Raw genomic sequence first — 24257 nt, forward strand, 5'->3', positions numbered from 1 at the left:
ATCAGTGGGCAGTCGTCGCCTCGGCGACTACGCGTTCGTCCGTGAGTGTGCGTCGGCGCGCATGCTCCACATGGGCCCGCATGAGGGCGGCCGCGGTTTCTGAATCTCCGCGTGCAATCGCTGCGTAGATGTCGCGGTGCTCGTGCGCCGCCTCCAAGGCATGGGTTCGACCGGCCCGACCGCTGAGACGGAAGCGCTGCAGCTGACTGCCGAGACCCTCGAACGCCCTGCGGCTGAACGGGTTGCCGGCCTGGAAGCTGATAAGTGTGTGGAACCGCTCGTCAGCGATCCAGCTGTTCTTCAACGCTTCAGCGTCGGAGTGCTCGCCAGTCTTCTCCATCGACTCGATCGTTTCCATGATCTGAGCGAGGAACTCGGGCGTCGCATTGGCTGCGGCTGCGGCCGCGAAGGTCGGCTCGAACAGAAGGCGGGCGTCCATCAGTTGCACGATCTCGGCGGGGGACAGCAGTGGGGCGACCTCATATCCGCGCAGCGGGTTACGACGCACCAGACCGGTCGGCTCCAGGCGTGCGAGAGCTTCGCGGATCGGAGTAGCCGACAGGCCCATTTCGCGCGAGAGCGCGCCGATGTTGAGCCAGTCACCCGGCGGGCGTTCCCCGCCGATCACCTGCAGCAGCAGCGCGTCGTACGCGCGATCCGCGAGCGGCACGCGCGTCGAGCGCCGTCGCGACGGTGGGACGGGGTGGTCGGACACTCGGACTCCTCGAAACTGGTAGTTGATCTCATGATCTCATCGCGCACGTCGGGCGGGCGCACATGAAGGGGCCCGCGCAATGCGCGGGCCCCTTCATGTCGACGGCTCAGGCTGCCTTGCGAGCCTCCCCGGCCGACTGCCAGAGGTTCACGAACTCGCGGGTCAGCTCGCCGCTGACCGGCAGGTCCATGTTGTTGTCGGGCTTCGATCCGTATCCGAAGACAGCACCATCTGCGACTTCCGCGTAGCGAGCGGCGTGCTGGGCGGTCATGCCCGATCCCAGGATGACAGGGGCGTCCGGCACGGAGTCCTTCACCTGAGCGAGGCGCTCAAGGCTCGGAGGCATCTTGGTGTCGTCGCCGGCCAGGATGATGGCATCCGCGCCGCCACGGTGCAGCATGTCGGCGGCGATGACGCCGACAGGGCGCTCGACGATCGGGCGTGCGTGCTTAGTGAGCAGATCGGCCAGCGTCAGGATGTGATCTCCGCCGATGTGCTTCTTGTAGCGTGCGACGAGGTGCGCCTCGCTGTTGATGATGCCCTGGTCGGTCACCGAGGCGTCGGTGAGGATGTTCAGGCGGATGAACTGGGCGTCGACCGCGGCGGCGATGCCCAGCGATGCCTTCCAAGAGTTGCGCAGGATGTTGATCCCAAGAGGCAGGTCGGTGTGGCGGCTGACCTCTCGGGCCACGACCGCGGCCGAGGCGACGGTCTCGGGTTCGACCGTGGTTGGGTAGAACGGGTAGTCGTGGAAGTTCTCCACGAGAAGGGCGTCAACGCCGTTCTCGGCGAGGGTCGTGGCGTCCTGCAGCGCACGGTCGATGACGTCGTTGAGATCGCCGGCGAACCACGGAGCGCCGGGCAGCGGGTACATGTGAACCATGCCGATCACGGGTGCTTTGTCGGCGAAAACGCTGTTGAAGCGCTTGAGGTAAGGGTTGCTCATGGTGTCTCCTCAGATCGTTTGGGCGAGCGTATTCAAATAATATTCGATAATTCTCGCAAGTCAAGATCAGATGAAGTGTGTTCCGAGCTGCCCAGCCCTGCCGTCGGTCGACTGGACCCGATCAGTCCAGCGGATCGACGGCGAAACGGAACGCGGCACCCTGACGGAAGGGCTCGACGACCTCGAAGTTCTCGAACGCCGGGCCGCCGGGGATCTCCGACGCGCTCGCCCAGTACGACCAGCGGGCATTGACGAGCACCTCGAGGTCCGGATGCGGGTCGTCGACTCGCCAGGTCTGTCGGGCACGGCGCCCGAGGATCCGCCAGTGGTCGGCGGTGTCCAGAGCGTAGCTCACCGACCATGGATCCTCTTCGTCGCCGATGGCGCTGACCTCGGCAGCAGCGCCCTCTCTGCGGAGTGCGGAAAGTCCGAAGCGTGCGTGCTCAGAGAAGCCCGTGCCTGTGAGCTCCGGCCAGAGATCCTTCGGATGGTGCGTGTCATGCGCGAGCTCCAGCAGCCGCAGCCGCGCCCAGTTGCCCATCGTCGCGGTCAGGATGAGATTCCGCAGGGGCGCGGAGCCGTCATTCTCGAAACCGGCCACCTCGACTTCGCGCGGACGATCGGCGCGGAAACGCACCCGCACTCTGACGTCCGCGCCGTTGTCGAACCGCTCGACGCCGATCCAAACGGTCAGGTGCTCGACGCCGTCGATGGTCTCCACCACGCCTCGCGCGGGCGACAGCGGGTCAGACGGCGTGGAAGCGCCGCTCGGGTCGTCGCTCGACCAGAAGCGCTTGCCGTCCTGGCCCGGGTCGAGCTCACTCGGCTCCAGCTCGGAGTATCCACGCCTCTCGGCGCCAACGGGGATGGGTTCGACGGCGATGAAGTTCACCAGCCGCTCGCGCGGATGATCGAGGTACGGCGTGAAGATCCGCAGCAGTCCGCGCGGCCCGGGGATGGGGTGAAGGCCGACCTGCATGCCGTCTGCGTGCCCCCAGCGCGGTTCGGCGGGCGCGAGCTGGCCGGGTCGCAGCCAGGGGCCGTCGACAGCGGCCGGGGTCGCGTCGGTGAGCGGGGTTCGCAGTGCCATGGGATGCCCTTCAGAGGTCTTGACGGGAGTCTGTTGGCTCCCTATCCTGACATGAAATCGGTTTCAAGCAACCCCCTCGACAAAGCAGTCCAGGGGCTATCCGCAAGTCCCTCGATGCGCCCAGCGTGATCCTGGCGTCCGGTGCGATCGACGGCCCATTGAAAGGACGACTGTGATCTCATCGACCGCAAAATCGAGCAGAGGCAGGAGCCGGTCGCGCACCGCCGCCGCCATCGGCGCACTGCTCGCCATCACCGGCCTGAGCTCCGGCGGCTCCGTGGCGAATGCCGCCGACCCCGAGCCGCTGCCGCCATCTCCTGCCGTGATGATCGCCCAGATGACGGGGTCGAGCGCGACCACCGACACGGCTGCCGCCTGGCGCGTGACCGGCACCGATCTCGGCATCATGTGGGACAACGGCAGAGGCGAGGTGCTCACCGCATTCGGCGACACCTTCGGCGACTGGTCCGGGCCCGGGGGTGGGGGCGGCGACTGGCGATCCAACGTACTGCTGCGCTCCACGGACACCGACCTCAGCGACGGCATGAGCTTTGACTCGGCGGTCGAGGACGTCCCCGGTCACGCGGGCGAGCTCATTCCCTCCAAGAAGATCCCCGGTGACGAGCACACCACGATCCCGACCGCCGGCATCGCGGTCGGCGACCGCCAGTACATGGCGTTCATGTCGGTCAAGGAGTGGGGTCCCCCCGGTCAGTGGGCCACGAACTTCAGTCGCATCGCCTACTCGGACGACAACGGCGAGACCTGGAACTCCACCGACGGCCCCACCTGGCAGAACACGGCCACAGGTTCGACATGGGAAGGCGGCGAGAATCAGCATCCGTTCCAGATGGTCGCCTTCGAGAAGCGCGACGGATACGTCTACATGTTCGGCACTCCCAACGGTCGCCTGGGCGCCGCACACGTGGCCAGGGTGGCCGAGGACGAGATGCTCGACAAGGACGCGTGGCGCTACTGGGACGGCGCAGCATGGGCGCCGGGAGATGGGTCCGGCGCAGCCGAGATCGTGCCGCCGATGAATTCCGAACTGTCCGTGCAGTACAACGAGCACACCGGAAAATGGCTCATGGTGACGCTCGACGGCAAAGCCGACGGCACGATGCTGCTGCGCACGGCGGATAGCCCACAAGGGCCATGGAGCGAAGGCGAGAGCGTCGCCAACTCGCTCGATTACCCCGGGCTCTACGGCGGCTACATCCACCCATGGTCCACGGGCAACGACCTCTACATCGCGCTGTCGCAGTGGGATCCGTACAACGTCTTCCTCATTCGCGTGCAGCTCGATGAGGACGGCACGCTGATCAACCCGAACCTCATTCGCAACTCGAGTTTCGAGCGCAGCGAGGCGATGACGGAGCCATGGGCATGCAACGGCAACTGCGGCATCGACACCAATCACACCTGGGCCTATGCAGGCAGCCGTCAGGCCTGGATGCGCAACAGCACCGGCAACATCGACGTGCATCAGCAGGTTCCGGTCGAGCCGAACACCGACTACGTCTTCTCCGGCTTCGTGGTCACGGGCGGTGCGGCCGCACAGGGGGAGTTCGGCGTGCGCGAGATCGGACCCGGCGCCAAGGTGCTCGGCTCGGAGGCTTTCGAGCAGGTCGTCCCGTATGAGCGGTTGGAGATCACATTCAACTCCGGCGCGTCGACGACGATCGAGGCGTTCGTGGGCACGGCGCTGGATGGCGACCGCTGGGTGCAGATCGACGATCTGGCCATCGTGAAAGCGGACCCCACCGCGACGCCGGGTCCTGGGCCTACGGATCCCGACCCCGAGCCCGAGCCCGACCCCGACCCGGAGCCCACGGCTCCCGCGCCCCAGCCGAGCGAGGATCCCGGCCCCGACGAGTCGCCGGCACCGGTCGCTCCTGCGCCGGACGATGACTCCGATGCGACGGTCGATGGCGGATCGCTGGCTGCCACCGGAGCCGATGGTGCCGCACTCGTGTTGCCGATCGCGCTCGGCGCCCTGCTGCTTCTCGCCGGCGGCGCGTTCCTGCTGATCCGACGCCGACACGGCGACGCGTGAACCGATCCGGCTGCAGACGTGTTCGACGCTTCTGCAGCCGGATCTCTTGTACTTGAAATCGATTTCGTCTAACGTGTCGTCTACCCCGGTTGAACGGGCACGCAGCCCTTCCACCCGTGTCCCTCGGCACTAGCCGAACACAGCCCCGATTCGACGACGAGTCGTGTTCCTGAGGAGGAACCCATGGCAATCAACACAACGAGCAAGAGGCGGACGGCACTGTCGGTCCTCGGCGTGATCACAGCGGCAGGTCTTCTTGCCGGATGCGGATCGAGCACCCCCGGCCAGAGCGCCGACGACGGCAACGCGAATGCCGACGGAGTCACCACGGTGCAGTTCTGGCATCGCACGTTCACGCCGGTCGAGAACGAGTGGTACAAGAACATCGTCAAGCAGTTCAACGAGTCGCAAGACGAGATCAAGGTCGTCGACACCGAAGTGCCGGCCGATGCGTGGGACCAGAAGATGAAGGCCGCACAGGCCGCGGGCAAGGCGCCTGACGTCTACACGTTCTCGGCGAGCATCACCGACGCGGTGAACGCCGAGCAGCTGCACCCGCTCAACGACATCGTGCCGCAGGACAAGCTCGACGAGATCATCGAGCAGGCTCAGCCGATTTCGCAGATCGACGGTGACTACTACGCTTACCCCTTGCTGCTCGAGCCGCAGACAGTGCTGTTCTGGAACAAGGAGATCCTCGACAAGGCCGGCGTCGACAGCGACAACGGGCCCGAGACCTGGGACGAGCTGCTGGATGCGTGCGCGAAGATCAAGCCAACCCTCGCCAGCGGCCAGTACTGCATCTCGCCGGCATCCGACGCCGTCACCTTCGCCTGGTCGAGCGTCGGCCAGCAGTGGAACTTCGCGGGCCACACGGCCCTCTCCGATGACTGGACCGCGCCCGACATCGACAACGACGGCTACCGCGATCTGATGTCGAAGTACAAGGAGCTGTGGGACAACGGCTACATGGCGAAGCAGGCGCTCGCCGCGTACGTCGAGGGCAAGGACTTCGGAGAGCAGAAAGTCGCGTTCAAGGTGTCCGGCTCGTGGATGATGTCCGAGATCGGCTCGGACTTCCCGGACATGCTCGAGAACACCGGGGTGGGCGCGTTCGTCAACTCTGAGAACGCCGACGGCCGCGGTGCCACGACGCTCGGCAACTTCCGCTGGGTGATCGACGCCAAGACCAAGAACGCTCAGGCTGCCGCGGACTTCCTCACCTGGGCGCTCGCCGGTGACCCCGACCTGCTGGTGCCGTTCTTCGTCGACACTCAGTTCACGAAGGTCCCGGTGCGCACATCCGTGCAGGAGGCCGTCGCCGACGACGAGGCCGCAGCGGATGCCCCGTGGTCGGACATCGTCGTCAACGACATCATCCCGACCGCGATCCCCGAGCCCACTTACCCGTGGGACGTGTCGCTCGCCGTCGGCACCGCGATGGAATCGGTGATGAAGGGCGCAGCCACGCCGGATGCGGCGATCGGAACAGCCGAGAAGGCGATTCAAACGGTCATCGACCGCGATTCGCTCGCCGACAAAGCACCTTCGAACTGATCACGATCGCGGGGGCCGATCAGGCCCCCGCGATCGCACCGCACTGAGACGAGAACATCTGTGGCAACAGCGAAGAACGTGCGCGACGATGCGCGCCGACGACACGACCGATATCGACACCGCGACACCAAGCTCGCATTCCTCATGCTCGCTCCCGTGGTGCTGCTGCTCGGCATCTTCGTGATCTGGCCCGCGATATACGCCGGGTACCTGTCGTTCCAGGACTGGAGCTTCTACAAGGATCCCGAGTTCGTCGGCTGGAAGAACTTCACCGACGTGCTGAGCGACCCGCTCTTCCTGGCTACGATCGGCCGAGGCTTCGCGTTCGTGCTGATGACCGTGCCTGTGATGCTCATACTCGCGTACCTCTTCTCCAGCCTCGTGGTCGCCGTGTCGCGCAGCTTCGCCAGCATCCTCAAGGTCAGCATCTACATCCCGACGATCATCTCGGCCGTCATCGCGTCGATCATCTTCGTGCTCATCTACGACTATTCGGGTGGACTGCTCAATGCATTCCTCGGCGTCTTCGGCATCGACCCCATCGCCTGGATCGGCGACCCGGCCTGGGCGCTGCTTGCGATCGCGATCCCGGCGATCTGGCTCGGCATGGGACTCACGTCCCTGATCATGGTGGCCGCAATGGTCGACATCCCCGCCGAGTACTACGAGGCCGCCGCCATGGAAGGCGCCGGCTGGTGGCAGAAGACCTTCTACATCACGATCCCGCAGATGAAGAATGTCTTCCTCTATCTGCTGGTCACCGGATTCGTGGCGGCGATTCAGCAGTTCGAACTCCCCCTCGTGATGACGAACGGCGGCCCGCTCGATTCCACCACCCTGCCGAACCTGTTCATCTTCAACCACTTCCGCAACGACATCAACGTCGGGTACTCGATCGCCGCGGCACTGCTGCTGTTCGTCGTGCTGGGCACGGTCTCAGCCCTGGTGTTCAAGTTCGTCAACTCCGAGAGGCTGGTCGACTGATGGCCATCATGCAGGGTGAGACCACCCGGATCGTCCTCGCCGGCAAGGGCGCCTCGCGCCGCCCTCGCAGGCCGCGCACCGCGGGCGGCTGGCTCGTCCTCACCGGAAAGCTGCTCGCCGGCATCATCTTCATCGTCGCGGCGCTGTTCCCGCTCGCATGGATGATCATCGCCGGGTTCAAGTCGAAGACCGAGGTCATTCAGACGCCCTTCCAGTTCTTCCCCGAGGTCTGGAAGTGGGAGAACTACGCCCAGATCATCGCCGACCCCACCTTCGCGCTCACCATGGGGTGGACGTTCCTCGGCGCTGTGCTGTTCACCGTGCTCAGCCTCACGGTGAACTCCCTCGCCGCGTACGCGTTCGCCCGGCTGGATTTCCGGTTCAAGCGCACCATGTGGGTCATCGTGATCACCACGATGTTCATCCCCGGCATGACGATCCTGCTCACCAGCTTCATCGTGGTCACGCGGTTGTCGATGCTCGATACGCTGGCCGTCCTGGTCATCCCCGGGGCTGCGAGCGCAGCATCCGTCTTCTTCATCCGCCAGTTCTACCTGAACATCCCGGCCAGTCTGGAAGAGGCGGCGATGCTCGACGGCTGCGGTCGGTTCGGGATCTTCGTGCGCATCTTCCTGCCGCTGTCCAAGCCGCCGTTCGTCGTGATGGGCATCACCGCGTTCCTGGCGTACTGGAACTCGTACGTGTGGCCGATCATGACGATCACGTCACCGGAGCGATTCGTCGTTCAGCAGTACCTGGCCACCTTCCGTTCGGAGCGCAGCACCGAGCTGGGGCTGCTCATGGCAGGATCCGTGCTCGCGGCGGCGCCCGTGGTGATCCTGTTCCTGATCTTCCAGCGTCAGATCATCGGCAACATCAAGATGGCCGGGCTCAAGTAGTCCGGGGGCCTCACCAGACCGTGTAGCCGCCGTCAACCAAGACATCGGAGCCGGTCATGAAGCTCGCGTCGTCCGAGGCGAGGAACAGGATCACCGAAGCCACTTCGTCTGGGGTCCCGAGTCTGCCCATCGGCGTGCGCTCACGCCACGTCTCGCCCAGTGCCGGATCGTCGGTCAGCACCTGAGCGGTGAGGTCTGTGCCGATGTATCCGGGCGACACCGAGTTCACTCGCACGCCACGGCCCGCCCACTCGCCGGCCAGGGTCTTCGTGAGGTGGACGACACCGGCCTTCGCGGCGTTGTAGCTCGACTGCTTCTGCGGGAAGTTGCTGATGCTGCCGCTCATCGAGGCGATGTTCACGATCGCACCGCGGCCGGCATCGAGCATGAGCCTGCCGAACGCCTGGCAGACGTAGAACGTGCCGTTCAGGTCGATGTCGACCACCCGCTGCCAGTCGTCGGCCGACATCTCCTCGGCGCTCGCCGAGCGCACGATGCCGGCGGCGTTGAGTACGACGTCGGGTGTGCCGAAGCGGGCGGAGACGTCTGATGCCGCGGATGCCACGGCATCAGCATCCGTCACATCCACGCGCACGAACGCGACATCGACGTCGTCGGCCGTCATGGCGAGGTCGAGCACGACCACCCGACTTCCCTGCTCGAGGAACCGCCGCGCTGTCTGCAGACCGATGCCGCGGCCGCCGCCGGTGATGACGACGAGCCGCCCGGCGAGCGAGGGATGGGTCGCGTAATGCACGTCAGCTCCGCGGCTCGCGTGGGGGAGTGGCGCCGATGTCGGGAACCGGGGCGGTCCCTAGATGAACCTCCAGGTCGTCGGGACTCGGTGACTTCGGGCGGCGTGCGGTCGGGCGGTCGAGATAGAACATCGCCGTCGACGCGATGTCGTCGCGCAGCGGCAGATAGCGCCAGCCGCTGCGCCATCCGAGCGCCTGGATGTCGACTTTCGGGATGCCGGTGGCGAAGTGGATCGGATCCTGCAGGTGCCAGCGGTACATTCCGAAGCGCTGCTGCGAGACGTAAAGGCCGTCGGGCCGGATCACCTGGGGCATGCCCAGATAGGGTGTCGAGAACTCGGTGTACCCCTTGCCGGGGATGTCGAAGTTCCAGGCGCCGCCGAAGTAGTCCTCGGTGCCCGTGCCGCAGATCGTGGGGTAGTCGGTGTCGTCGTCGAGGTAGAACTTGATCTCGCCCTCGCCCCACCAGCCGTTGGAGTTCACGCCCCAGGCGATGTACGTGCCGACATACTGGCCCTGGCCCTCGATGCCCTCGAGGATGACATGCGGGGTCAGCTCCTCGAGCGGGTTCGACCGTCGCCACTGTGCGTGGAGATAGCCGTCCTGCGAGTAGTCGCCACCAGTTTCGTACGTGATCTGGTAGTACACCCGAACATCGACCGCCGACGTGTTCTCGATGGTCAGTCGTGCGCCGTCGCGGAACGGCATGGGCCAGTAGGAGTTGAAGCCGCCGTGCGGGTTGGCGGCGATGGCCTGCGAGTTCACCTGAGCGAACACACCCCAGCCGTTGCAGAAGAAGTCGCCATACGGCACCTCGATCGCGGGCTCGCTCGAGCCATCCCAATAGGCGCGCAGCATCAGCGTGCGCCAGTTGTCGGTGTGAGTGGTGATCCAGATGTGCGTGATCTTGCCCGCACCCGCGATGGAGGCGAGCTCGAACGTGTCGCCCGCTTTGATGTCGACGCTCGGCGAGATCTTCCAGCCCGGGCCGAGGTCTCGGGCGCAGTCGGCGCCAGTGCCGTCGGTGGCACGGCCGCCCCCGCCGGCCGCCCCGTCGAAGTTCTCGGGTGAGATCGATCGCGTCTGCACTGAGCGGAGAGCGGCGATGGAGTTCAGATCGGGCATGCGTGCACTTCCTCGTGTCCTGCGAATGGGCGGATGCTCCGGACACAGTACCCGTTCCGAGATCCAGTTGCAATCGATTTCAAACCGCTAGTGTGTTAGTACCGGACCGGCAGGAGGAGAGCGTGTCCACGATCTACGACGTCGCACGGCTTGCCGGCGTATCACCGGCGACGGTCTCACGGGTGTTCAACGGCGTCGGCGTCTCGGAGGCGAAGACCTCGGCGGTCCGGTCAGCGGCTGCACAGCTGAACTTCACGCCCAACCGTGCGGCGCGCACGCTTCGAAGGCAGAGTGCCGAGGTGATCGCGCTGCTCATCCCGGACATCGAGAACCCGTACTTCACCGAGATGGCCCGCGGGGTTGAGGATGTCGCCAGCGAAGCCGGCTACTCGGTGGTGCTGTGCAACACCGACGCTCAGCTCGAGAAGGAGTCGACGTATCTGCGGATCGCGATCGCCGAGAACATGTCGGGAGTCATCCTGGCGGCCGCGTCGGACTCGACGAACCTCGACGAGATCCTCTCCACCGGCCGTCCGGTCGTGGCGGTCGACCGCAGCATCGGCCACGATGTCGACGGCGTCATCATGGCGAATCGCGACGCCGGGCGGCTGGCCACCGAGCATCTGCTGAAGACGCACCGGAGGGTGGCGTACATCGGCGGGCCCGAGCACATTGAGACCTCGGCGGATCGCGCGGAAGGCTGGCGAGTGGCTCATCGCGCCGCCGGTATCGAAGCGCCGTCTGACCTGCTGCGCTTCTCGTCGTTCCGCGTGGACGGCGGCCGCGAGGTCATGGAGGAGCTGCTGACACTGCCGGAGCCGCCGGATGCCGTCGTCGCCGGCAACAACCTCATCGGGGTCGGCGCGATCCAGGTGCTCACCGAGCACGACCTGACGCCGCCGAAGATCGGCGTGGCGGTCATCGGCGGACTGCCGTTCACGACCCTGTCGCCCAGCGCTGTCACCGTGGTGCGGCTGCCGGCACGGCACATGGGGGTGACGGCGGCACGGATGCTGCTCGAGCGGATCCGCGGCGATCAGCAGCCGGCGCGCACTGTCGTTCTGCGAAACGAGGTGCAGGCTGCCTCAGCGCGGGTCTGACCACCCGAGGCGCAATCCGGTTGCGTCTTGAAATCGATTTCGCGTACGCTGGGGGCAGCTTGTCATACCAAGGAGGACGACATGCGCTGCACCCTTGGGGTGGACATCGGAACGTCGAGCAGCAAAGGCGTGCTGGTCGCTGAGGACGGCTCGATCCTCGCCAGCGCGACGCGCACGCACGAGGTCGACCGGCCGCGCTCGGGGTGGGTCGAGATGGACGGCGGGATCTGGTGGGACGAGTTCATCCAGATCGCGCGCGATCTGCTGGCCGCCTCATCGGATGCCGAGGTCGTCGCGGTCGGCGTGAGCGGCATGGGGCCGTGCGTACTGCTCGCCGACGAGAATGACGAGCCGGTGCGCCCAGCGATCCTCTACGGCGTCGACACCCGCTCCACTGCGCAGATCGCCCGCCTGACCGACGAGCTCGGCGAAGAAGAGATCACCAGGGTCGGCGGCTCGACCCTCACCTCGCAGGCCGCCGGTGCCAAGATCGCCTGGGTCGCCGAGAACGAACCCGACGCCTGGGCGCGCGCCACCCGCCTGTTCATGCCCGCGTCGTGGCTGGCCCGCAAGCTCACCGGCGCCTACGTGCTCGATCACCAGTCGGCCAGCCAGACCTCGCCGCTGTACGACATCGAGAACGAGCGCTGGTACGCGCCGTGGTGGCAGCAGGTCGCCGGCCGCATCGAGCAGCCGCCGCTCACCTGGGCGGGCGACATCGCCGGCACCGTCACGTCCGCGGCATCCGACCTCACCGGCATCCCGGCCGGCACCCCGGTCATCACCGGCACGATCGACGCGTGGAGCGAGGCGGTCAGCGTCGGCGCACACGGCGTCGGCGACCTGATGCTCATGTACGGCACCACGATGTTCCTCATCGCCACCGGAGCGGACACGCTCCGCACACCGTCGATGTGGACCACCGCCGGTGCGTTCGCCGGCACCCGCAACCTCGCCGGCGGCATGTCGACCTCCGGCGCGCTGACCGGCTGGCTCAAGGACCTCACCGACGCCGACTACCCGCAGCTGCTCGCCGAGGCCGCTGAGTCCGGCCCCGGCGCACGAGGGCTGCTGATGCTTCCGTACTTCGCGGGGGAGCGCACCCCCGTCCAGGACCCGGATGCCCGTGGCGTGATCGCCGGGCTCACCCTGCGTCACGGGCGCGGCGACCTCTACCGCGGCGCCCTCGAGGCCACCGCCCTCGGCGTGCGGCACAACGTCGAGACGATGCGAGCGGCCGGCGCCGACATCCGCCGTATCGTCGCCGTGGGCGGCGGCACCCAGGGCCGCCTCTGGCTTCAGATCGTGTCGGATGCCACCGGCCTCGTCCAAGAAGTGCCGGCCACCACGATCGGCGCCAGCTACGGCGCGGCCTTCCTGGCGGCATCCGCCGTCGCGGACGACGACGCGACGCCGCAGATCGACACCTGGAACCCCGCCTCCGACACGATCACGCCCGACCCTGCGGTCAAGAAGGTATACGACGAGCTCTTCGATCGGTACCTGCAGCTTTACGCCGGCACGCGCGACGTCGTGCACGGGCTCGCCGAGGTGCAGCGGGCGGGTGCGTCGTGATCCGGCGGACGCGCGGCATCCCGCACACCGCTCAGGCGGCCGCCTTCCCTCTCGGCGGGATCGGCACGGGCAACGTCTCGCTCGGCGCGCGCGGTGAACTGCGCGATTGGGAGTTCGAGAACCTGCCCGACAAGGGGCGTGCGAACCCCCGTTCGTTCTTCGCGATCCACGCGGCGCCAGAGGGTGGCGACCCGGTCACGCGCGTACTCGAGGCCCGTCCGACCGGTCGACACGACCGCGACGCCGGCTACAGCTTCGATGACCTCGCCGGCCTGCCGCGTCTGGACGCCGCGGTGCTCTACGGCGAGTATCCCGTCGCAGAGGTGGTCTTCAGCGACAGCATCCTTCCTGTCGACGTCTCGCTGCGCGCGTTCACACCATTCGTTCCGCTCGACCCCGACGCCTCGGGCATCCCCGCCGCAGTGCTGCGCTACCGGGTCTCGAATCCGACCGAGGCGCCTGTCGCTGTGACGATCGTCGGCAGCATGAGTCACACCGCCGGGCGGGGCGAACCCGGGCCCGACGCACCGTGGGGCATGCGGGGCACCCAGTCGGTGCGGTGGCGCGACGAGGGCACGGTGCGCGGACTCGACTTCGATATCGACCTCGCCCCGGACGATCCCGGCTACGGCACCCTGAGCCTGACCACGACCGACACCTCGGTCACCGTCAAGCCGCAGTGGGTCACCAGCTACTGGCCGGATGGCGGCCGACTGTTCTGGGACGACCTCACCGCGGACGGACGGCTGTCGGCCGAGCCGCGGCTGACCCTCGAGGACAAGCCGCGCGGCCTCTTCGCCGACCCCGCTGCCGACCCCCACGAGACGCTCACTGAAGAGCAGATGATGGCGAAGCTGCCGCGCGGGCGCACCGGATCGCTGGGTATCGTGCACACGCTCGCTCCAGGGGAGTCGCGCGACTTCGAGTTCGTCCTCGCGTGGAGCTTTCCGAACCGCCGCCGCGGCTGGCACGGTCATATCATCTTCGATGATGCTCTCGAGGCCGGAACTCCTGATTTGCGTGCCGAGCTTCCGTCGGTCGTGCGCAACCACTACGCCACGCTGTGGGACGATGCCTGGGCCGCCGCCACCCACCTGCATCGAGAGCTCCCAGGGCTGGAGGCGTCGACGAACACCTTCGTCGACGCCCTCTACGGCGGCTCCCTCGACCCTGTGATCGCCGAAGCGGTCGGCGCGAACATCGCCGCTCTGCGGTCGACGACGTGTTTCGTGCTCGAGTCTCCCACCCCCGAGCTGGGCACCGGGCCGGTGTTCGCCGCCTGGGAGGGATCGTTCGATCACGCGGGCTCCTGTGAGGGCACGTGCACTCACGTCTGGTCATACGCGCAGACCGCGGCCTGGCTGTTTCCGAGCCTTGAGCGCAGCGCGCGACGAGCAGAGTACCTCCTCGAGACTGACGAGAGCGGAGCGCAGAAGTTCCGCGGCAACCGGATTTGGGGCGCACCGCGCTGGTTCATCGGGCCGGCCGTCGACGGTCAACTCGGAACCTTCCTGCGACTGCACCGGGAGTGGCGATACTCGGGCGACGACGAGTTCCTGCGGGAACTGTGGCCGGCCGCGGTGCGCACGCTCGACTACGCGACCCGGGAATGGGATCGCGACGGCGACGGGCTGCTCGACGGCGAGCTGCACAACACGTACGACATCGAGTTCCACGGCACGGAACCCCTGGCGAACAGCATGTACCTGGCGGCGCTGCGAGCTGGTGCGCGCATGGCCGAGCACCTCGGCGAGCAGGACCGTGCACGGGAATGGGGCAACCGAGCCGACCATGTGGCGGCAGCGTTCGAGAGCACCCTCTGGAACGGCGAGTACTACCGTCAGGTGATCGACGACCTCGATGGGCATCGGTATCAGTACGGCGACGGCGTGCTGTCGGATCAGCTGCTCGGCCAGTTCCATGCGTACCTCGGCGGACTCGGCGAACTGCTCCCCAGAGATCACGTCACCTCCGCCCTTGCCGCGATCATTCGTCACAATCATCGATCCGACCTCCGTCACCACGAGAGCACTCAGCGGGTGTACGCGCTCAACGACGAGGGCGGCTTGCTGCTGGCCTCCTGGCCGCAGGGCGGCCGTCCCGTGCTTCCGTTCGTGTACGCCGACGAGGTGTGGACCGGCATCGAGCATCAGGTCGCGGCGACGATGCTCTTCGCCGGCATGGTCGACGACGCGCTGAGCATCGAGCGGACGCTTCGCGCACGGTACGACGGCGTGCACCGGAATCCCTGGAACGAGATCGAATGCGGCAACCACTACGCCCGATCGCTCGCATCGTGGGCGCTGCTGATCGCGGCGACCGGTGCGCAGTGGGACGGTGTCACGCGCACGCTCGCATTCGAACCTGTCTCGGCCGATCGTCCGCAGCGCTTCCTCTTCACCACTGGCGAGGCCTGGGGGCGCGTCGACATCGACGACGATTCGATCACCCTTCACGTCGACGGCGGTGAACTCGACGTCGCACAGCTCGTGCTCGATGACGAGGTCGTCGCGCAGCAGATCCGGCTCGGCGCCGGTCGATCCCATACGGCCCCCACGAACTGACCCCCTCACAACGGAGAACATCATGAGCTACACCCTCCCGACCCCCGCCCCGCGCCCGGCATCCGCGCCGAAGACCGCGTACCTGATCACTTCGGGCGACCTGCGCGAATCGGCCAACATCGCCGGCTGGCCGACCCAGGTCGCGCTCGAGACCGGCGTCACCGGCGTGCTCGAGGGTCTCGGCTGGAGCGTCATCCGCCCGTTCGGGGTCGACCCGGCCACCGGCCACGGCTTCATCTCGAGCCAGCGCATGGGCATGGAGGTCTTCAAGAGCATCCCCACTGACGCACCGCTGGTCGTCGCCATCGCCAACTGGCAGTACTCGCACCACGTGCTCGCAGGCCTGCGCAGCCACCAGGGTCCAATCCTCACGGTCGCCAACTTCGCCGGCGACTGGCCCGGGCTTGTCGGGCTTCTCGGTCTGAACGCCGGCCTCACCAAGATGGGCAAGCCCTACGCCACCACCTGGTCGGTCGACTTCACCGACGAGTGGTTCACGAACGGCATCCGCGAATGGACCGAGACCGGCGCCATCGTGCACGACGACTCCCACGTGCGCGCACTGCCCGCCCTGCCCGATAGCCCTGAGAAGCAGCTCGGCGAGGCACTCGCCGCGCAGCTGCTCGACGAGAAGGCCATCATCGGCGTCTTCGACGAAGGCTGCATGGGCATGTACAACGCCATCTTCGACGACGAGCTGCTCAACCACACCGGCATCTACAAGGAGCGCCTGTCGCAGTCCGCCCTGTACGCCGAGATGCTCGAGGTCAAGGACTCCGAGGCCGACGCAGCCTTCGACTGGCTGGTCGAGAACGGCATGACGTTCAACTTCGGCGAAGACGGCACGACCGAGCTCACCCGCGAGCAGGTGCAGTGGCAGATGAAGATGTACATCGCCGCCCTGCGGATCGCCGATGACTTCGGATTGGATGCTGTCGGCATCCAATACCAGCAGGGACTGAAGGACCTGGTTCCGGCATCCGACCTCGCCGAGGGCATCCTGAACTCCACCCAGCGTCCGCCGGTGACCAGCCGCGACGGCTCGCGCGTGCTGCACGAGGGCCGCGCGTTCCCGCACTTCAACGAGGCCGACGAGGGCGTCGCCGTCGACGCGCTCGTCACCGACCGCGTCTGGCGCGCGATGGGCCTCGTGCCCGACAACACGCTGCACGACGTGCGCTGGGGCGAGGAGTATGACGGACAGTTCGTCTGGGCCTACGAGATCTCGGGCTCGGTTCCCGCCTCGCACCTCGGCGGTTGGGACAAGGCCGAGGGCTGGCGCCAGGGGCACGTCTTCTTCCCCGCCGGCGGCGCGACACTCAACGGCGTCTCGAAGCCCGGCGAAGTGGTGCTGAGCCGCGTGTTCATCGCCGACGGCGTGCTGCAGGCGGACATCTTCCGGGCATCCGTCATCGAGCTGCCCGAGGACGAGACGCAGCGCCGCAAGGCCGCGACCAACGAGGAGTGGCCGATCGCGCACGTCGTGCTGCACGGTCAGAGCCGTGACCAGTTCATGGCCCGCCACAAGGCCAACCACGCGCAGCTCGTCTACGCGCCCGACGCCGAGACGGCTGACAAGGCGCTGATCGCCAAGGCCGCGATGTTCGACGGCATGGGCATCAAGGTGAACCTGGTGGGTGACGTGAAGATCTGACGTCCGCCGAGACCCCTTCCTGTCGCCGAGACCCCCACGTGCAGTCGCCTGCACGTGGGGGTCTCGCGGCGAACTGGGGGTCTCGGCGGAGGGAGGGAGGGCAGGCTAGGTAGGGTGGACGCGCAGGGACCCGACCCAGGGAGACGATGATGCCTCACCCAAGCGCGGAGCAGCTCGGCCGCCGCCTTCCGCGCGGCTTCGTGATCGGAACCGCCACCGCCGCGGCGCAGATCGAGGGCGCAGCGGACGTCGGCCGCCGCACGCCCAGCACGTGGGATGCCTTCAGCGCACAGCCCGGAAGGATCCTCGACGGATCCAGCACCGCGGTGGCCGCCGACCACTTCCACCGCCACGCCGAGGACGTGCGTCTGATGGCCGATCTGGGAGCCGACGCCTACCGGCTCTCGCTCGGGTGGACGAGGCTGCAGCCGCACGGCACCGGGCCGCTGGATCCCGAGGGCGTCGCGTTCTACGACCGGCTGCTCGACGAGCTGCACAAGGCCGGCATCTCTCCGTTCGTCACCATCTCGCACTGGGACATCCCGGTCGAGTACGAGCACGGCTGGCTCGCCCGCGACACCGCGCACCGCCTCGGCGAGTTCGCAGCGCTCGTGGGGGAGCGCTTCGGCGACCGCGTCACCGCGTGGATCACGATCAACGAACCCGCCACCGTGACACTCAACGGCTACGCTCTCGGGCTGCACGCACCGGGGCAGACCCTGCTCTTCGACGCCCTGCCGACCGTGCACCACCAGCTGCTCGGTCACGGCTTCGCCGTGCAGGCGCTGCGCGCCGCAGGCGTGGACGGCCAGATCGGCATCACGAACGTCCACACCCCCGTCGTGCCCGCCACCGACAGCCCAGACGATGCCATGATGGCCGCACTGTTCGACGTGGTGCACAACCGCGTCTTCGCCGACCCGGTGCTGCTCGGTCACTACCCGCACGTGCCTGACGAGCTCGCGCCGCTGTTCGGGGCCTTCGCGGAGGTGCCCGCCGCCGACCTCTCCGTCATCTCACAGCCGCTCGACTTCTACGGACTCAACTACTACATGCCCACACGCGTCGCCGCCGGCGCAGGTTCGGGTGATAGCCCGGATGGCACCAGCGACGCCATGGCGGACCTGCCGTTCCGACTCGAGGACTTCGACGAGTTCCCGACCACGGGATTCGGCTGGCCGGTCGCACCGCAGTTCTTCGCCACCGCGCTCGCCGAGGTGCACGAGCGCTATGGCGAGGTGCTGCCGCCGGTCTACATCACTGAGAACGGCGCGAGCTTCGCCGACGAAGTGAACGCTGCGACCGGCGCCGTCGACGACCATGCTCGCATCGACTACCTCGCCGCGCACCTCGGCGCCGCTCTCGACGCAGTGGCGCCGGGCGGACCGGCAGAGGGTCTCGACCTGCGCGGGCTGTTCGTCTGGTCGCTGCTGGACAACTGGGAATGGGCGGCCGGATTCACCCAGCGCTTCGGTATCGTGCACGTCGATTTCGACACACTGAAGCGGACCCCGAAGGCGTCGTACCGCTGGCTGCAGAGCGCGCTGCGCGCCCGCGACTGACCCTAAGCGCGACCAGTCGTCGACCGCCGCCGCTGACCCCACGGGCGATCAGGGCAGCAGTCCTTGCACGAACGCGTCGACCGCATCATCGGTCGAGCCCTCGGGATCGATCGATGAGGTGAGCCGATCGAAGACCAGTCCCTCGATCGCATAGTGGAACAGGGCGATCTCTCGTCGGCCACCGGGCAGACCCGCGGCGGTGTTGAACGCGACGTCGGCGTCGAACCCGGCGCGCTGCCAGGCTCCGAGCGCCTCGGCGAGGTCGGGCCGACGGGCGGCCTCAAGGCGCAGCTCGAAGAGCGCCAGAGTCACCTCGCGCTGGGCGGTCAGCCGTCGCACGATATCGCGCGTGTACGCCGCGAACAGCTCTCGCGACGGCGGATCGGATGCCCGTGCCTCGAGATCCTGGCTGGTCGGTGCCAGCCGGGCGCCGATCCGTTTGAGAAGGCCGTGCAGGAGGGCCTCGCGGCTGCGGAAGTAGTTCGACGTCGTGCCGACCGGCACCTCCGCTTCCGCATCGATCGCACGGTGGGTCAGGCCTCGCGAGCCCTCACGGGCCAGCACGGCGATGCCCGCGTCGGTCAGCGCATTCCGCCTCGCATCGTTCTTCGCCATGACTCGACACTAGCTCAACCACTTCACCTGTTGTAGTCTGTAACCACACCACCTGTAGTGATTGGAATCAGATGCGAGAACTCACCTACTACGCGGCCGTCACGATCGACGGGTTCATCGCCGGACCCGACGGGCAGTTCGACGGCTTCGTCTTCGAAGGAAGCCACCCCGCCGCCGTCGGCGAGAAGTACGTCGGCGCGGTGAACACAGCCATGGCCGACGCCATCGGACTGCCCATCGACGGCGGTCCGTTCGACTCGGTGTTGATGGGGTGGAACACCTACGCCGTCGGGCTGCCCGACCATCCGAGTCCGTATTCCCACCTCCGTCAGATCGTGTTCACCCGCGAACACACGGCGCCCGAGGGCGCAGACGGGGTGGAATTCACCGACCGCGACCCGGTCGAGGTGGTGCGCGCGCTCAAGGCCGAATCCGGGAAGGGAATCTGGCTCTGCGGCGGCGGCGCGCTGGCCGCGACGCTGCGCGATGAGATCGACCGACTCGCGCTGAAGCGCAATCCCGTGCTGTTCGGCGGTGGCATCCCGCTGTTCGCAGAGGGCGGCTATGCGCCCGAGCGGTGGCGTGCGCCGGTGATCACGCCCTACGAATCCGGCCTCGTGCTCGCCGAGTACGAGCGCGGCTGAGCCGCGGGGAAGTGCCGGTCAGGCCGGCGGCAGGCGCAGCACGTTCGACTCACCGGAGGTGAGATCGTCCGCGATGCGGATGCTGCGCGCCAGATCATCCAGCGCACTCTCGAGTGTTCCGAACCGCTCGCGATCGCTGCACACGACGTTCAGCGTGATCAGGTGCGTCCCGGTGTCCCAGGTGTAGTTCGCCGACGGCGGGGATGCCGGGTTCGGTGGCATCGGCATCATGAGCTTCTCGCCCACGCCCAGCGGCGTCGGGAAGCTCTCGGTGTCGTCGTACTCCATCGGCATGGATGCCCGTGCCATGCGCAGCTGCGGAGTCAGCTCCTGCACTGTCGCCATGGCCACGACCAGTTCGGGCTCGGCCTTCCACGTCCAGGCCAGCACCCGGCCGTCGGCCTTGCGCATCGCCAGCGGGATGGCCTGACTGGCCAGCCACGCGCCCACGCGCGAGCCCGGCACCCCGTCGCGCCCGATCGACGTGTTCGCCTGCGCCATCAGCATCCGAATCGCGGCCTTGCGGTGCCGACGCCCGCGCAGACCGAGCGACCCGGTCACGGGAATCCACAGGGCGGGATCGGCGGAAGAGGTCAGGCGCATGATCACACGCTACGCGAGCACGCGTGGATCAGGCTGAGAGCGTCGCGGCCAGGCAACCGGCCCGTCGCAGTCCTCTCGGGTAGAGTTGCCTGCGCTCAGCGCTACAGATAGGCAGCATCCCCCGTGACATCTTCCCCTGACGGCCAGCCCGCCTCGGCGGGCTCTGCGGAACCCGGACGTCCCCTGAAGATCCTCATCGGCTGCGACACGTTCGCGCCCGATATCAACGGCGCCGCGCGCTTCGCCGAGCGTCTCGCCGCCGGCCTCGTGCAGCGGGGACACGACGTGCACGTCGTCGCCCCCAACACCGCGTACCGCCGCTCGCCCGTGCACACCGAGATCATCGAAGGCGAGCCGCTCACGATGCATCGCCTGCCGGCCGTGCGCTGGCTGCCGCACGACTGGCTGCGCTTCATCTGGCCGTGGCGCTCCAAGCACTACGCCCGCAAGGTGCTCGGCAGCGTCCAGCCCGACATCGTGCACATCCAGTCGCACATCGTCATCGGCCGCGGCCTCACCCGCATCGCGAATCAGCGCGGCATCCCGATCATCGCGACGAACCACGTCATGGCTGAGAACATCCTCGACCACACCACCATGCCGGACTTCCTCAACCGGATCGTGCTCAAGCTCGCGTGGGCCGACGCCGCCCGCACCTTCGGCATGACCCGCGCCGTGACGACGCCCACTCGCAGGGCCGCCGACTTCCTCGAGCGCACGATCGACATCGACGGCGTCGTGCCGATCTCGTGCGGCATCGACCGGCGCAACTACACGCCGGTCGTCGGACCGCGCGCGCAGAACCGCATCCTGTTCGTCGGCCGCCTGACCGGCGAGAAGCACGTCGACGTCGTGCTGCAGGCGATGACCAAGCTCGACCCGGCGCTGAACGTCACCTTCGACATCGCCGGCGGCGGCGACCAGCGCAAGGCGCTGGAGAGCCTGACCGCCCAGCTCGGGCTGAGCGACCGCGTGACCTTCCACGGTCGCGTCACGGATGAGGAGCTTCGAGAGCTCTACTCCCGGGCATCCGTGTTCGCGATCGCCTCGATCGCCGAGCTGCAGTCCATCGTGACAATGGAGGCGATGGCATCCGCCCTCCCCGTCGTCGGCGCCGACGCCGTCGCGCTGCCGCACCTCGTCCACGACGGCGAGAACGGGTACCTCTTCGAACCGGGCAACGTCGACGATCTCGCCGAGAAGCTCACGCGAGTGCTCACCGCCTCTCCTGAGGAATACGAGCGGATGCAGCGGGCATCGCTCGACGGCGTCGCCGTGCACGACATCAACCGCACCCTCGACACGTTCGAGGCCCTCTACCGCGACGAGCCGCTGCCCGAGTGACCTCGGGCAGCGGCTCGTCGGGAGACGTGTCGGATCAGGCCAGTGCCTTGGCCTTGAGCTTCTCGTACTCCTCGGTCGTGATGGTGCCGGCCGTCAGCAGCTTCGCGGCATCGGCGATCTCGTCGGACGGACTCTTGCCGGCGGCCTGGCGGATGTACGCGTCGGTCGCATTCCGCGCCTCCCGAGCGGATGCCGCGCTGCGCTCAGCCATGCCCTGACCGCGTGCGACCAGGTAGACGAGCGCGGTCAGGAACGGCAGGAAGATCAGGAAGATCACCCAGACCGCCTTGAGCCAGCCGTTGAGCTTATGGTCGCGGAAGATGTCGCCGATGATGGAGAACAGCACCATCAGGTAGGCGATGAAGAAGAACGCCCAGATCATGTACCAGAAGAAATCCCAGAACCCCATTGTGTCTTTCCTTTCTCGGGGGAGAACAGGCAACACTGTCATGATGGCGGCTTTCGCGCTCCGGGCGCCAGAAGGAGAGCCGTGTCGGGTGCTGTTTCACCCGTTGCGGGTGAGACGATTTCGTCGCGGAGCTCAGGCATCCTTCGCAAGGCGGAATCCGACGTGCGACATGCCCGTGTCCTCAGCCTGGGGTGAGCGCGCCGCCGGGCGGAAGCGCAGGCAGTAGTCCGGCGAGCACAGGAAGGACCCGCCTTTGAGCACCCGGCGCGGGATCTGCTGGCCCTCTTCCCTGCTCGCGGCAGCCAGGAGGTTGGTGCGCCGGCCGGCATCCACCGGCTTGTCCGAGGGCAGGATGTGACGCGGGGCGTAGAAGTCGCTCGTCCACTCCCAGGTGTTCCCGATCATGTCGAACAGCCCGTACCCGTTCTCCGGATACGAGCCGACGGGCGCGGTTCCGCCCACACCGCGGTTGTCGTACGGGAAGCGTCCGAGCCAGGAGTTCGCGAGCGCGCGACCGCTCGGATAGGGCTCATCGCCCCACGCGAACCGGCTGCCGTCCGCGCCGCCTCGCGCCGCATACTCGTGCTCGGCCTCAGTGGGAAGTCGCTTGCCCGCCCAGTCGGCGTAGGCGATGGCATCCTCGAAGGCGACGTGCACGACGGGATGATCCATCCGCTTGTCGATCGACGACGTCGGGCCGAACGGTCGGCGCCAGTGCGCCCCCGTCTCCCACCGCCACCACTGACGCCAGTCGCGCAGATCGACCGGTCCGCGCGTCGGGGTGAAGACCATGGCGCCGGGCAGCAGGTCTTCCGGGGCGACACCGGGATAGACGGCCGGATCGAGCGGCCGCTCGGCAACGGTGACGTACCCGGTGGCATCGACGAAGGCGGCGTATTTGGCGTTGGTGACAGCGAACCGGTCGATGTGGAAGGCCGCCACGCGGCGCTCGTGCACCGGCCGCTCGTCGGGGTAGAACTCCTCGGAGCCCATTCGGAACGTGCCGCCCGGGATCAGCACCATCTCGCGCCCGTCATCCGCCATGAGATCTACCGTAGTGCGCACTCGGATGCCATGATGCAGGGATGAACCCGGCTGAAGGACACATCACGCCCCTTCCCTCGTGGAACGACACGCCCACCCGGCGGACCATCATCGAGTTCGTCGAATCGGTCGCCACCGGCCCCGACCCGGTGCCCGTCGCCGAGCGGGTGGCCGTCTTCGACAACGACGGGACGCTCTGGTCGGAGAAGCCGCTCGTCGTGCAGCTGCACTACGTGATCGGTCAGTGGCAGGCGGCCGCGAAGGAAGATCCGTCGCTGGCCGAGAAGCAGCCGTTCAAGGCTGCGGTGACGGGAGACCTGTCGTGGATCGGCGGCGCCGTCGAGAAGCACTACCTCGGCGATGACTCCGATCTGAAGACGATGATCGCCTCGCTGGTCGGAATGACCGACGGCGTGGATGTCGACGCCTACGCGGCATCCGTCAACGAGTTCTTCCGCGACGTGCGCCACCCCGTGCTCGACGTGCCTTACTCCCGGGTCGTATACGAGCCGATGCGCGAGCTGATGAGATACCTCGAGAGCCACGGCTTCACCTGCTACATCGTCTCGGGCGGGGAACGCGACTTCATGCGCAACGTCACCGAGGAGTACTACGGCGTCCCGCCCGAGCGCGTGGTCGGCTCGGCGTTCGGGTTGACCTACGACGAGGATGCCCGGAAGGTGCGCTATACAGCGGGGCTCGAGTTCTTCGACGACGGGCCGATGAAGCCGGTGCGGATCTGGAGCCGGATCGGTCGGCGCCCGCTGCTGGCGTGTGGCAACTCCAACGGCGACCTGCCCATGCTGCAGTTCGCGGTCGGCGCCGACCAGTCACGCCGGGGCCTCGCCCTGCTCGTGCACCACGACGACCACTCCGGCCGCGGCGACCAGCCGTACGACAAGGGCGCCGAGAATGCGCTCGCCGCGGACGACGTCACCGTGATCAGCATCGCGGAGGACTGGTCACAGGTGTTCCCGGCGCACGATCCGGTGGCTGCTGCGGAGTGATCCGGGGCT

The 24257-nt window shown here is 67.3% G+C and carries 21 protein-coding genes; 12 read left to right on the forward strand and 9 right to left on the reverse strand.

From position 1 onward, the window contains the following. Position 1 precedes the first annotated feature (1 nt). From ACQUSX_RS10640 to ACQUSX_RS10650, 3 genes are all read right to left on the reverse strand, one after another. The gene (locus ACQUSX_RS10640) at positions 2-670 is read right to left on the reverse strand and encodes a GntR family transcriptional regulator (RefSeq protein ID WP_428906902.1); all 669 of its coding nucleotides are present in this window, start codon (positions 668-670) and stop codon (positions 2-4) included. A gap of 151 nt (positions 671-821) precedes the next feature. Continuing rightward, positions 822-1661 (reverse strand): BtpA/SgcQ family protein, encoded by an 840-nt coding sequence (locus ACQUSX_RS10645; RefSeq protein WP_428906903.1) that lies wholly within the window; start codon positions 1659-1661, stop codon positions 822-824. Positions 1662-1782: 121 nt separating this feature from the next. Continuing rightward, complete coding sequence (locus tag ACQUSX_RS10650; protein ID WP_428906904.1) at positions 1783-2751, reverse strand: hypothetical protein; 969 nt, start codon at positions 2749-2751, stop codon at positions 1783-1785. A gap of 172 nt (positions 2752-2923) precedes the next feature. On the opposite strand from ACQUSX_RS10650, the gene ACQUSX_RS10655 reads away from it, so the two are divergent. The 4 genes from ACQUSX_RS10655 to ACQUSX_RS10670 all read left to right on the forward strand — a co-directional run bounded on the left by ACQUSX_RS10655 (position 2924) and on the right by ACQUSX_RS10670 (position 8247). Then, on the forward strand, positions 2924-4807 hold the full coding sequence (locus tag ACQUSX_RS10655; RefSeq protein WP_428906905.1) for a glycoside hydrolase family 183 protein: 1884 nt from the start codon (positions 2924-2926) through the stop codon (positions 4805-4807). A 183-nt stretch (positions 4808-4990) separates the two neighbouring features. Further along, positions 4991-6364 carry an ABC transporter substrate-binding protein gene (locus ACQUSX_RS10660; RefSeq protein WP_428906906.1) on the forward strand — a complete coding sequence of 458 codons (1374 nt, stop codon included), beginning with the start codon at positions 4991-4993 and terminating at the stop codon, positions 6362-6364. A gap of 60 nt (positions 6365-6424) precedes the next feature. Then, positions 6425-7348 (forward strand): carbohydrate ABC transporter permease, encoded by a 924-nt coding sequence (locus ACQUSX_RS10665; protein ID WP_428906907.1) that lies wholly within the window; start codon positions 6425-6427, stop codon positions 7346-7348. Further along, positions 7348-8247: a carbohydrate ABC transporter permease gene (locus ACQUSX_RS10670; protein WP_428906908.1), complete on the forward strand. Its 900-nt coding sequence runs from the start codon at positions 7348-7350 to the stop codon at positions 8245-8247. Before ACQUSX_RS10665 ends, ACQUSX_RS10670 begins: the two co-directional genes overlap by 1 nt. Positions 8248-8257: 10 nt before the next feature. Here ACQUSX_RS10670 and ACQUSX_RS10675 read toward each other — a convergent pair whose 3' ends face one another. Next, positions 8258-9004 (reverse strand): SDR family oxidoreductase, encoded by a 747-nt coding sequence (locus ACQUSX_RS10675; protein ID WP_428906909.1) that lies wholly within the window; start codon positions 9002-9004, stop codon positions 8258-8260. A 1-nt stretch (position 9005) separates the two neighbouring features. Then, positions 9006-10127, reverse strand: coding sequence for a glycoside hydrolase family 172 protein (locus ACQUSX_RS10680; RefSeq protein ID WP_428906910.1), 1122 nt, complete (start codon positions 10125-10127; stop codon positions 9006-9008). 122 nt (positions 10128-10249) lie between these two features. On the opposite strand from ACQUSX_RS10680, the gene ACQUSX_RS10685 reads away from it, so the two are divergent. From ACQUSX_RS10685 to ACQUSX_RS10705, 5 genes are all read left to right on the forward strand, one after another. Continuing rightward, the gene (locus ACQUSX_RS10685) at positions 10250-11227 is read left to right on the forward strand and encodes a LacI family DNA-binding transcriptional regulator (protein WP_428906911.1); all 978 of its coding nucleotides are present in this window, start codon (positions 10250-10252) and stop codon (positions 11225-11227) included. Positions 11228-11308: 81 nt separating this feature from the next. Then, positions 11309-12802 (forward strand): FGGY-family carbohydrate kinase, encoded by a 1494-nt coding sequence (locus tag ACQUSX_RS10690; protein ID WP_428906912.1) that lies wholly within the window; start codon positions 11309-11311, stop codon positions 12800-12802. Next, the gene (locus tag ACQUSX_RS10695; protein WP_428906913.1) at positions 12799-15366 is read left to right on the forward strand and encodes a GH116 family glycosyl hydrolase; all 2568 of its coding nucleotides are present in this window, start codon (positions 12799-12801) and stop codon (positions 15364-15366) included. Before ACQUSX_RS10690 ends, ACQUSX_RS10695 begins: the two co-directional genes overlap by 4 nt. 22 nt (positions 15367-15388) lie before the next feature. Continuing rightward, complete coding sequence (locus ACQUSX_RS10700; protein ID WP_428906914.1) at positions 15389-17020, forward strand: fucose isomerase; 1632 nt, start codon at positions 15389-15391, stop codon at positions 17018-17020. Between the two features lie 149 nt (positions 17021-17169). Further along, complete coding sequence (locus ACQUSX_RS10705; protein ID WP_428906915.1) at positions 17170-18582, forward strand: glycoside hydrolase family 1 protein; 1413 nt, start codon at positions 17170-17172, stop codon at positions 18580-18582. A gap of 48 nt (positions 18583-18630) precedes the next feature. Here the strand turns inward: ACQUSX_RS10705 and ACQUSX_RS10710 are convergent, their stop codons facing one another. Then, the gene (locus tag ACQUSX_RS10710; RefSeq protein WP_428906916.1) at positions 18631-19197 is read right to left on the reverse strand and encodes a TetR/AcrR family transcriptional regulator; all 567 of its coding nucleotides are present in this window, start codon (positions 19195-19197) and stop codon (positions 18631-18633) included. Positions 19198-19268: 71 nt separating this feature from the next. On the opposite strand from ACQUSX_RS10710, the gene ACQUSX_RS10715 reads away from it, so the two are divergent. Continuing rightward, the gene (locus tag ACQUSX_RS10715) at positions 19269-19841 is read left to right on the forward strand and encodes a dihydrofolate reductase family protein (protein ID WP_428906917.1); all 573 of its coding nucleotides are present in this window, start codon (positions 19269-19271) and stop codon (positions 19839-19841) included. An 18-nt stretch (positions 19842-19859) separates the two neighbouring features. Here the strand turns inward: ACQUSX_RS10715 and ACQUSX_RS10720 are convergent, their stop codons facing one another. Further along, entirely contained in the window at positions 19860-20444 is a 585-nt protein-coding gene (locus tag ACQUSX_RS10720; protein WP_428906918.1) for a hypothetical protein, read from the reverse strand. Between the two features lie 123 nt (positions 20445-20567). On the opposite strand from ACQUSX_RS10720, the gene ACQUSX_RS10725 reads away from it, so the two are divergent. Continuing rightward, complete coding sequence (locus ACQUSX_RS10725) at positions 20568-21788, forward strand: glycosyltransferase (RefSeq protein ID WP_428906919.1); 1221 nt, start codon at positions 20568-20570, stop codon at positions 21786-21788. 34 nt (positions 21789-21822) lie between these two features. Here ACQUSX_RS10725 and ACQUSX_RS10730 read toward each other — a convergent pair whose 3' ends face one another. Continuing rightward, positions 21823-22197 (reverse strand): SHOCT domain-containing protein, encoded by a 375-nt coding sequence (locus ACQUSX_RS10730; RefSeq protein ID WP_428906920.1) that lies wholly within the window; start codon positions 22195-22197, stop codon positions 21823-21825. Positions 22198-22329: 132 nt separating this feature from the next. Next, on the reverse strand, positions 22330-23220 hold the full coding sequence (locus tag ACQUSX_RS10735; RefSeq protein ID WP_428907628.1) for a formylglycine-generating enzyme family protein: 891 nt from the start codon (positions 23218-23220) through the stop codon (positions 22330-22332). A 62-nt stretch (positions 23221-23282) separates the two neighbouring features. On the opposite strand from ACQUSX_RS10735, the gene ACQUSX_RS10740 reads away from it, so the two are divergent. Further along, complete coding sequence (locus tag ACQUSX_RS10740) at positions 23283-24248, forward strand: HAD family hydrolase (protein WP_428906921.1); 966 nt, start codon at positions 23283-23285, stop codon at positions 24246-24248. The last annotated feature ends 9 nt before the right edge of the window (positions 24249-24257 follow it).

Origin of the sequence: Microbacterium alcoholitolerans, from assembly GCF_050408615.1 — a bacterium.
In the GTDB taxonomy this organism is placed as follows: Bacteria; Actinomycetota; Actinomycetes; order Actinomycetales; family Microbacteriaceae; genus Microbacterium.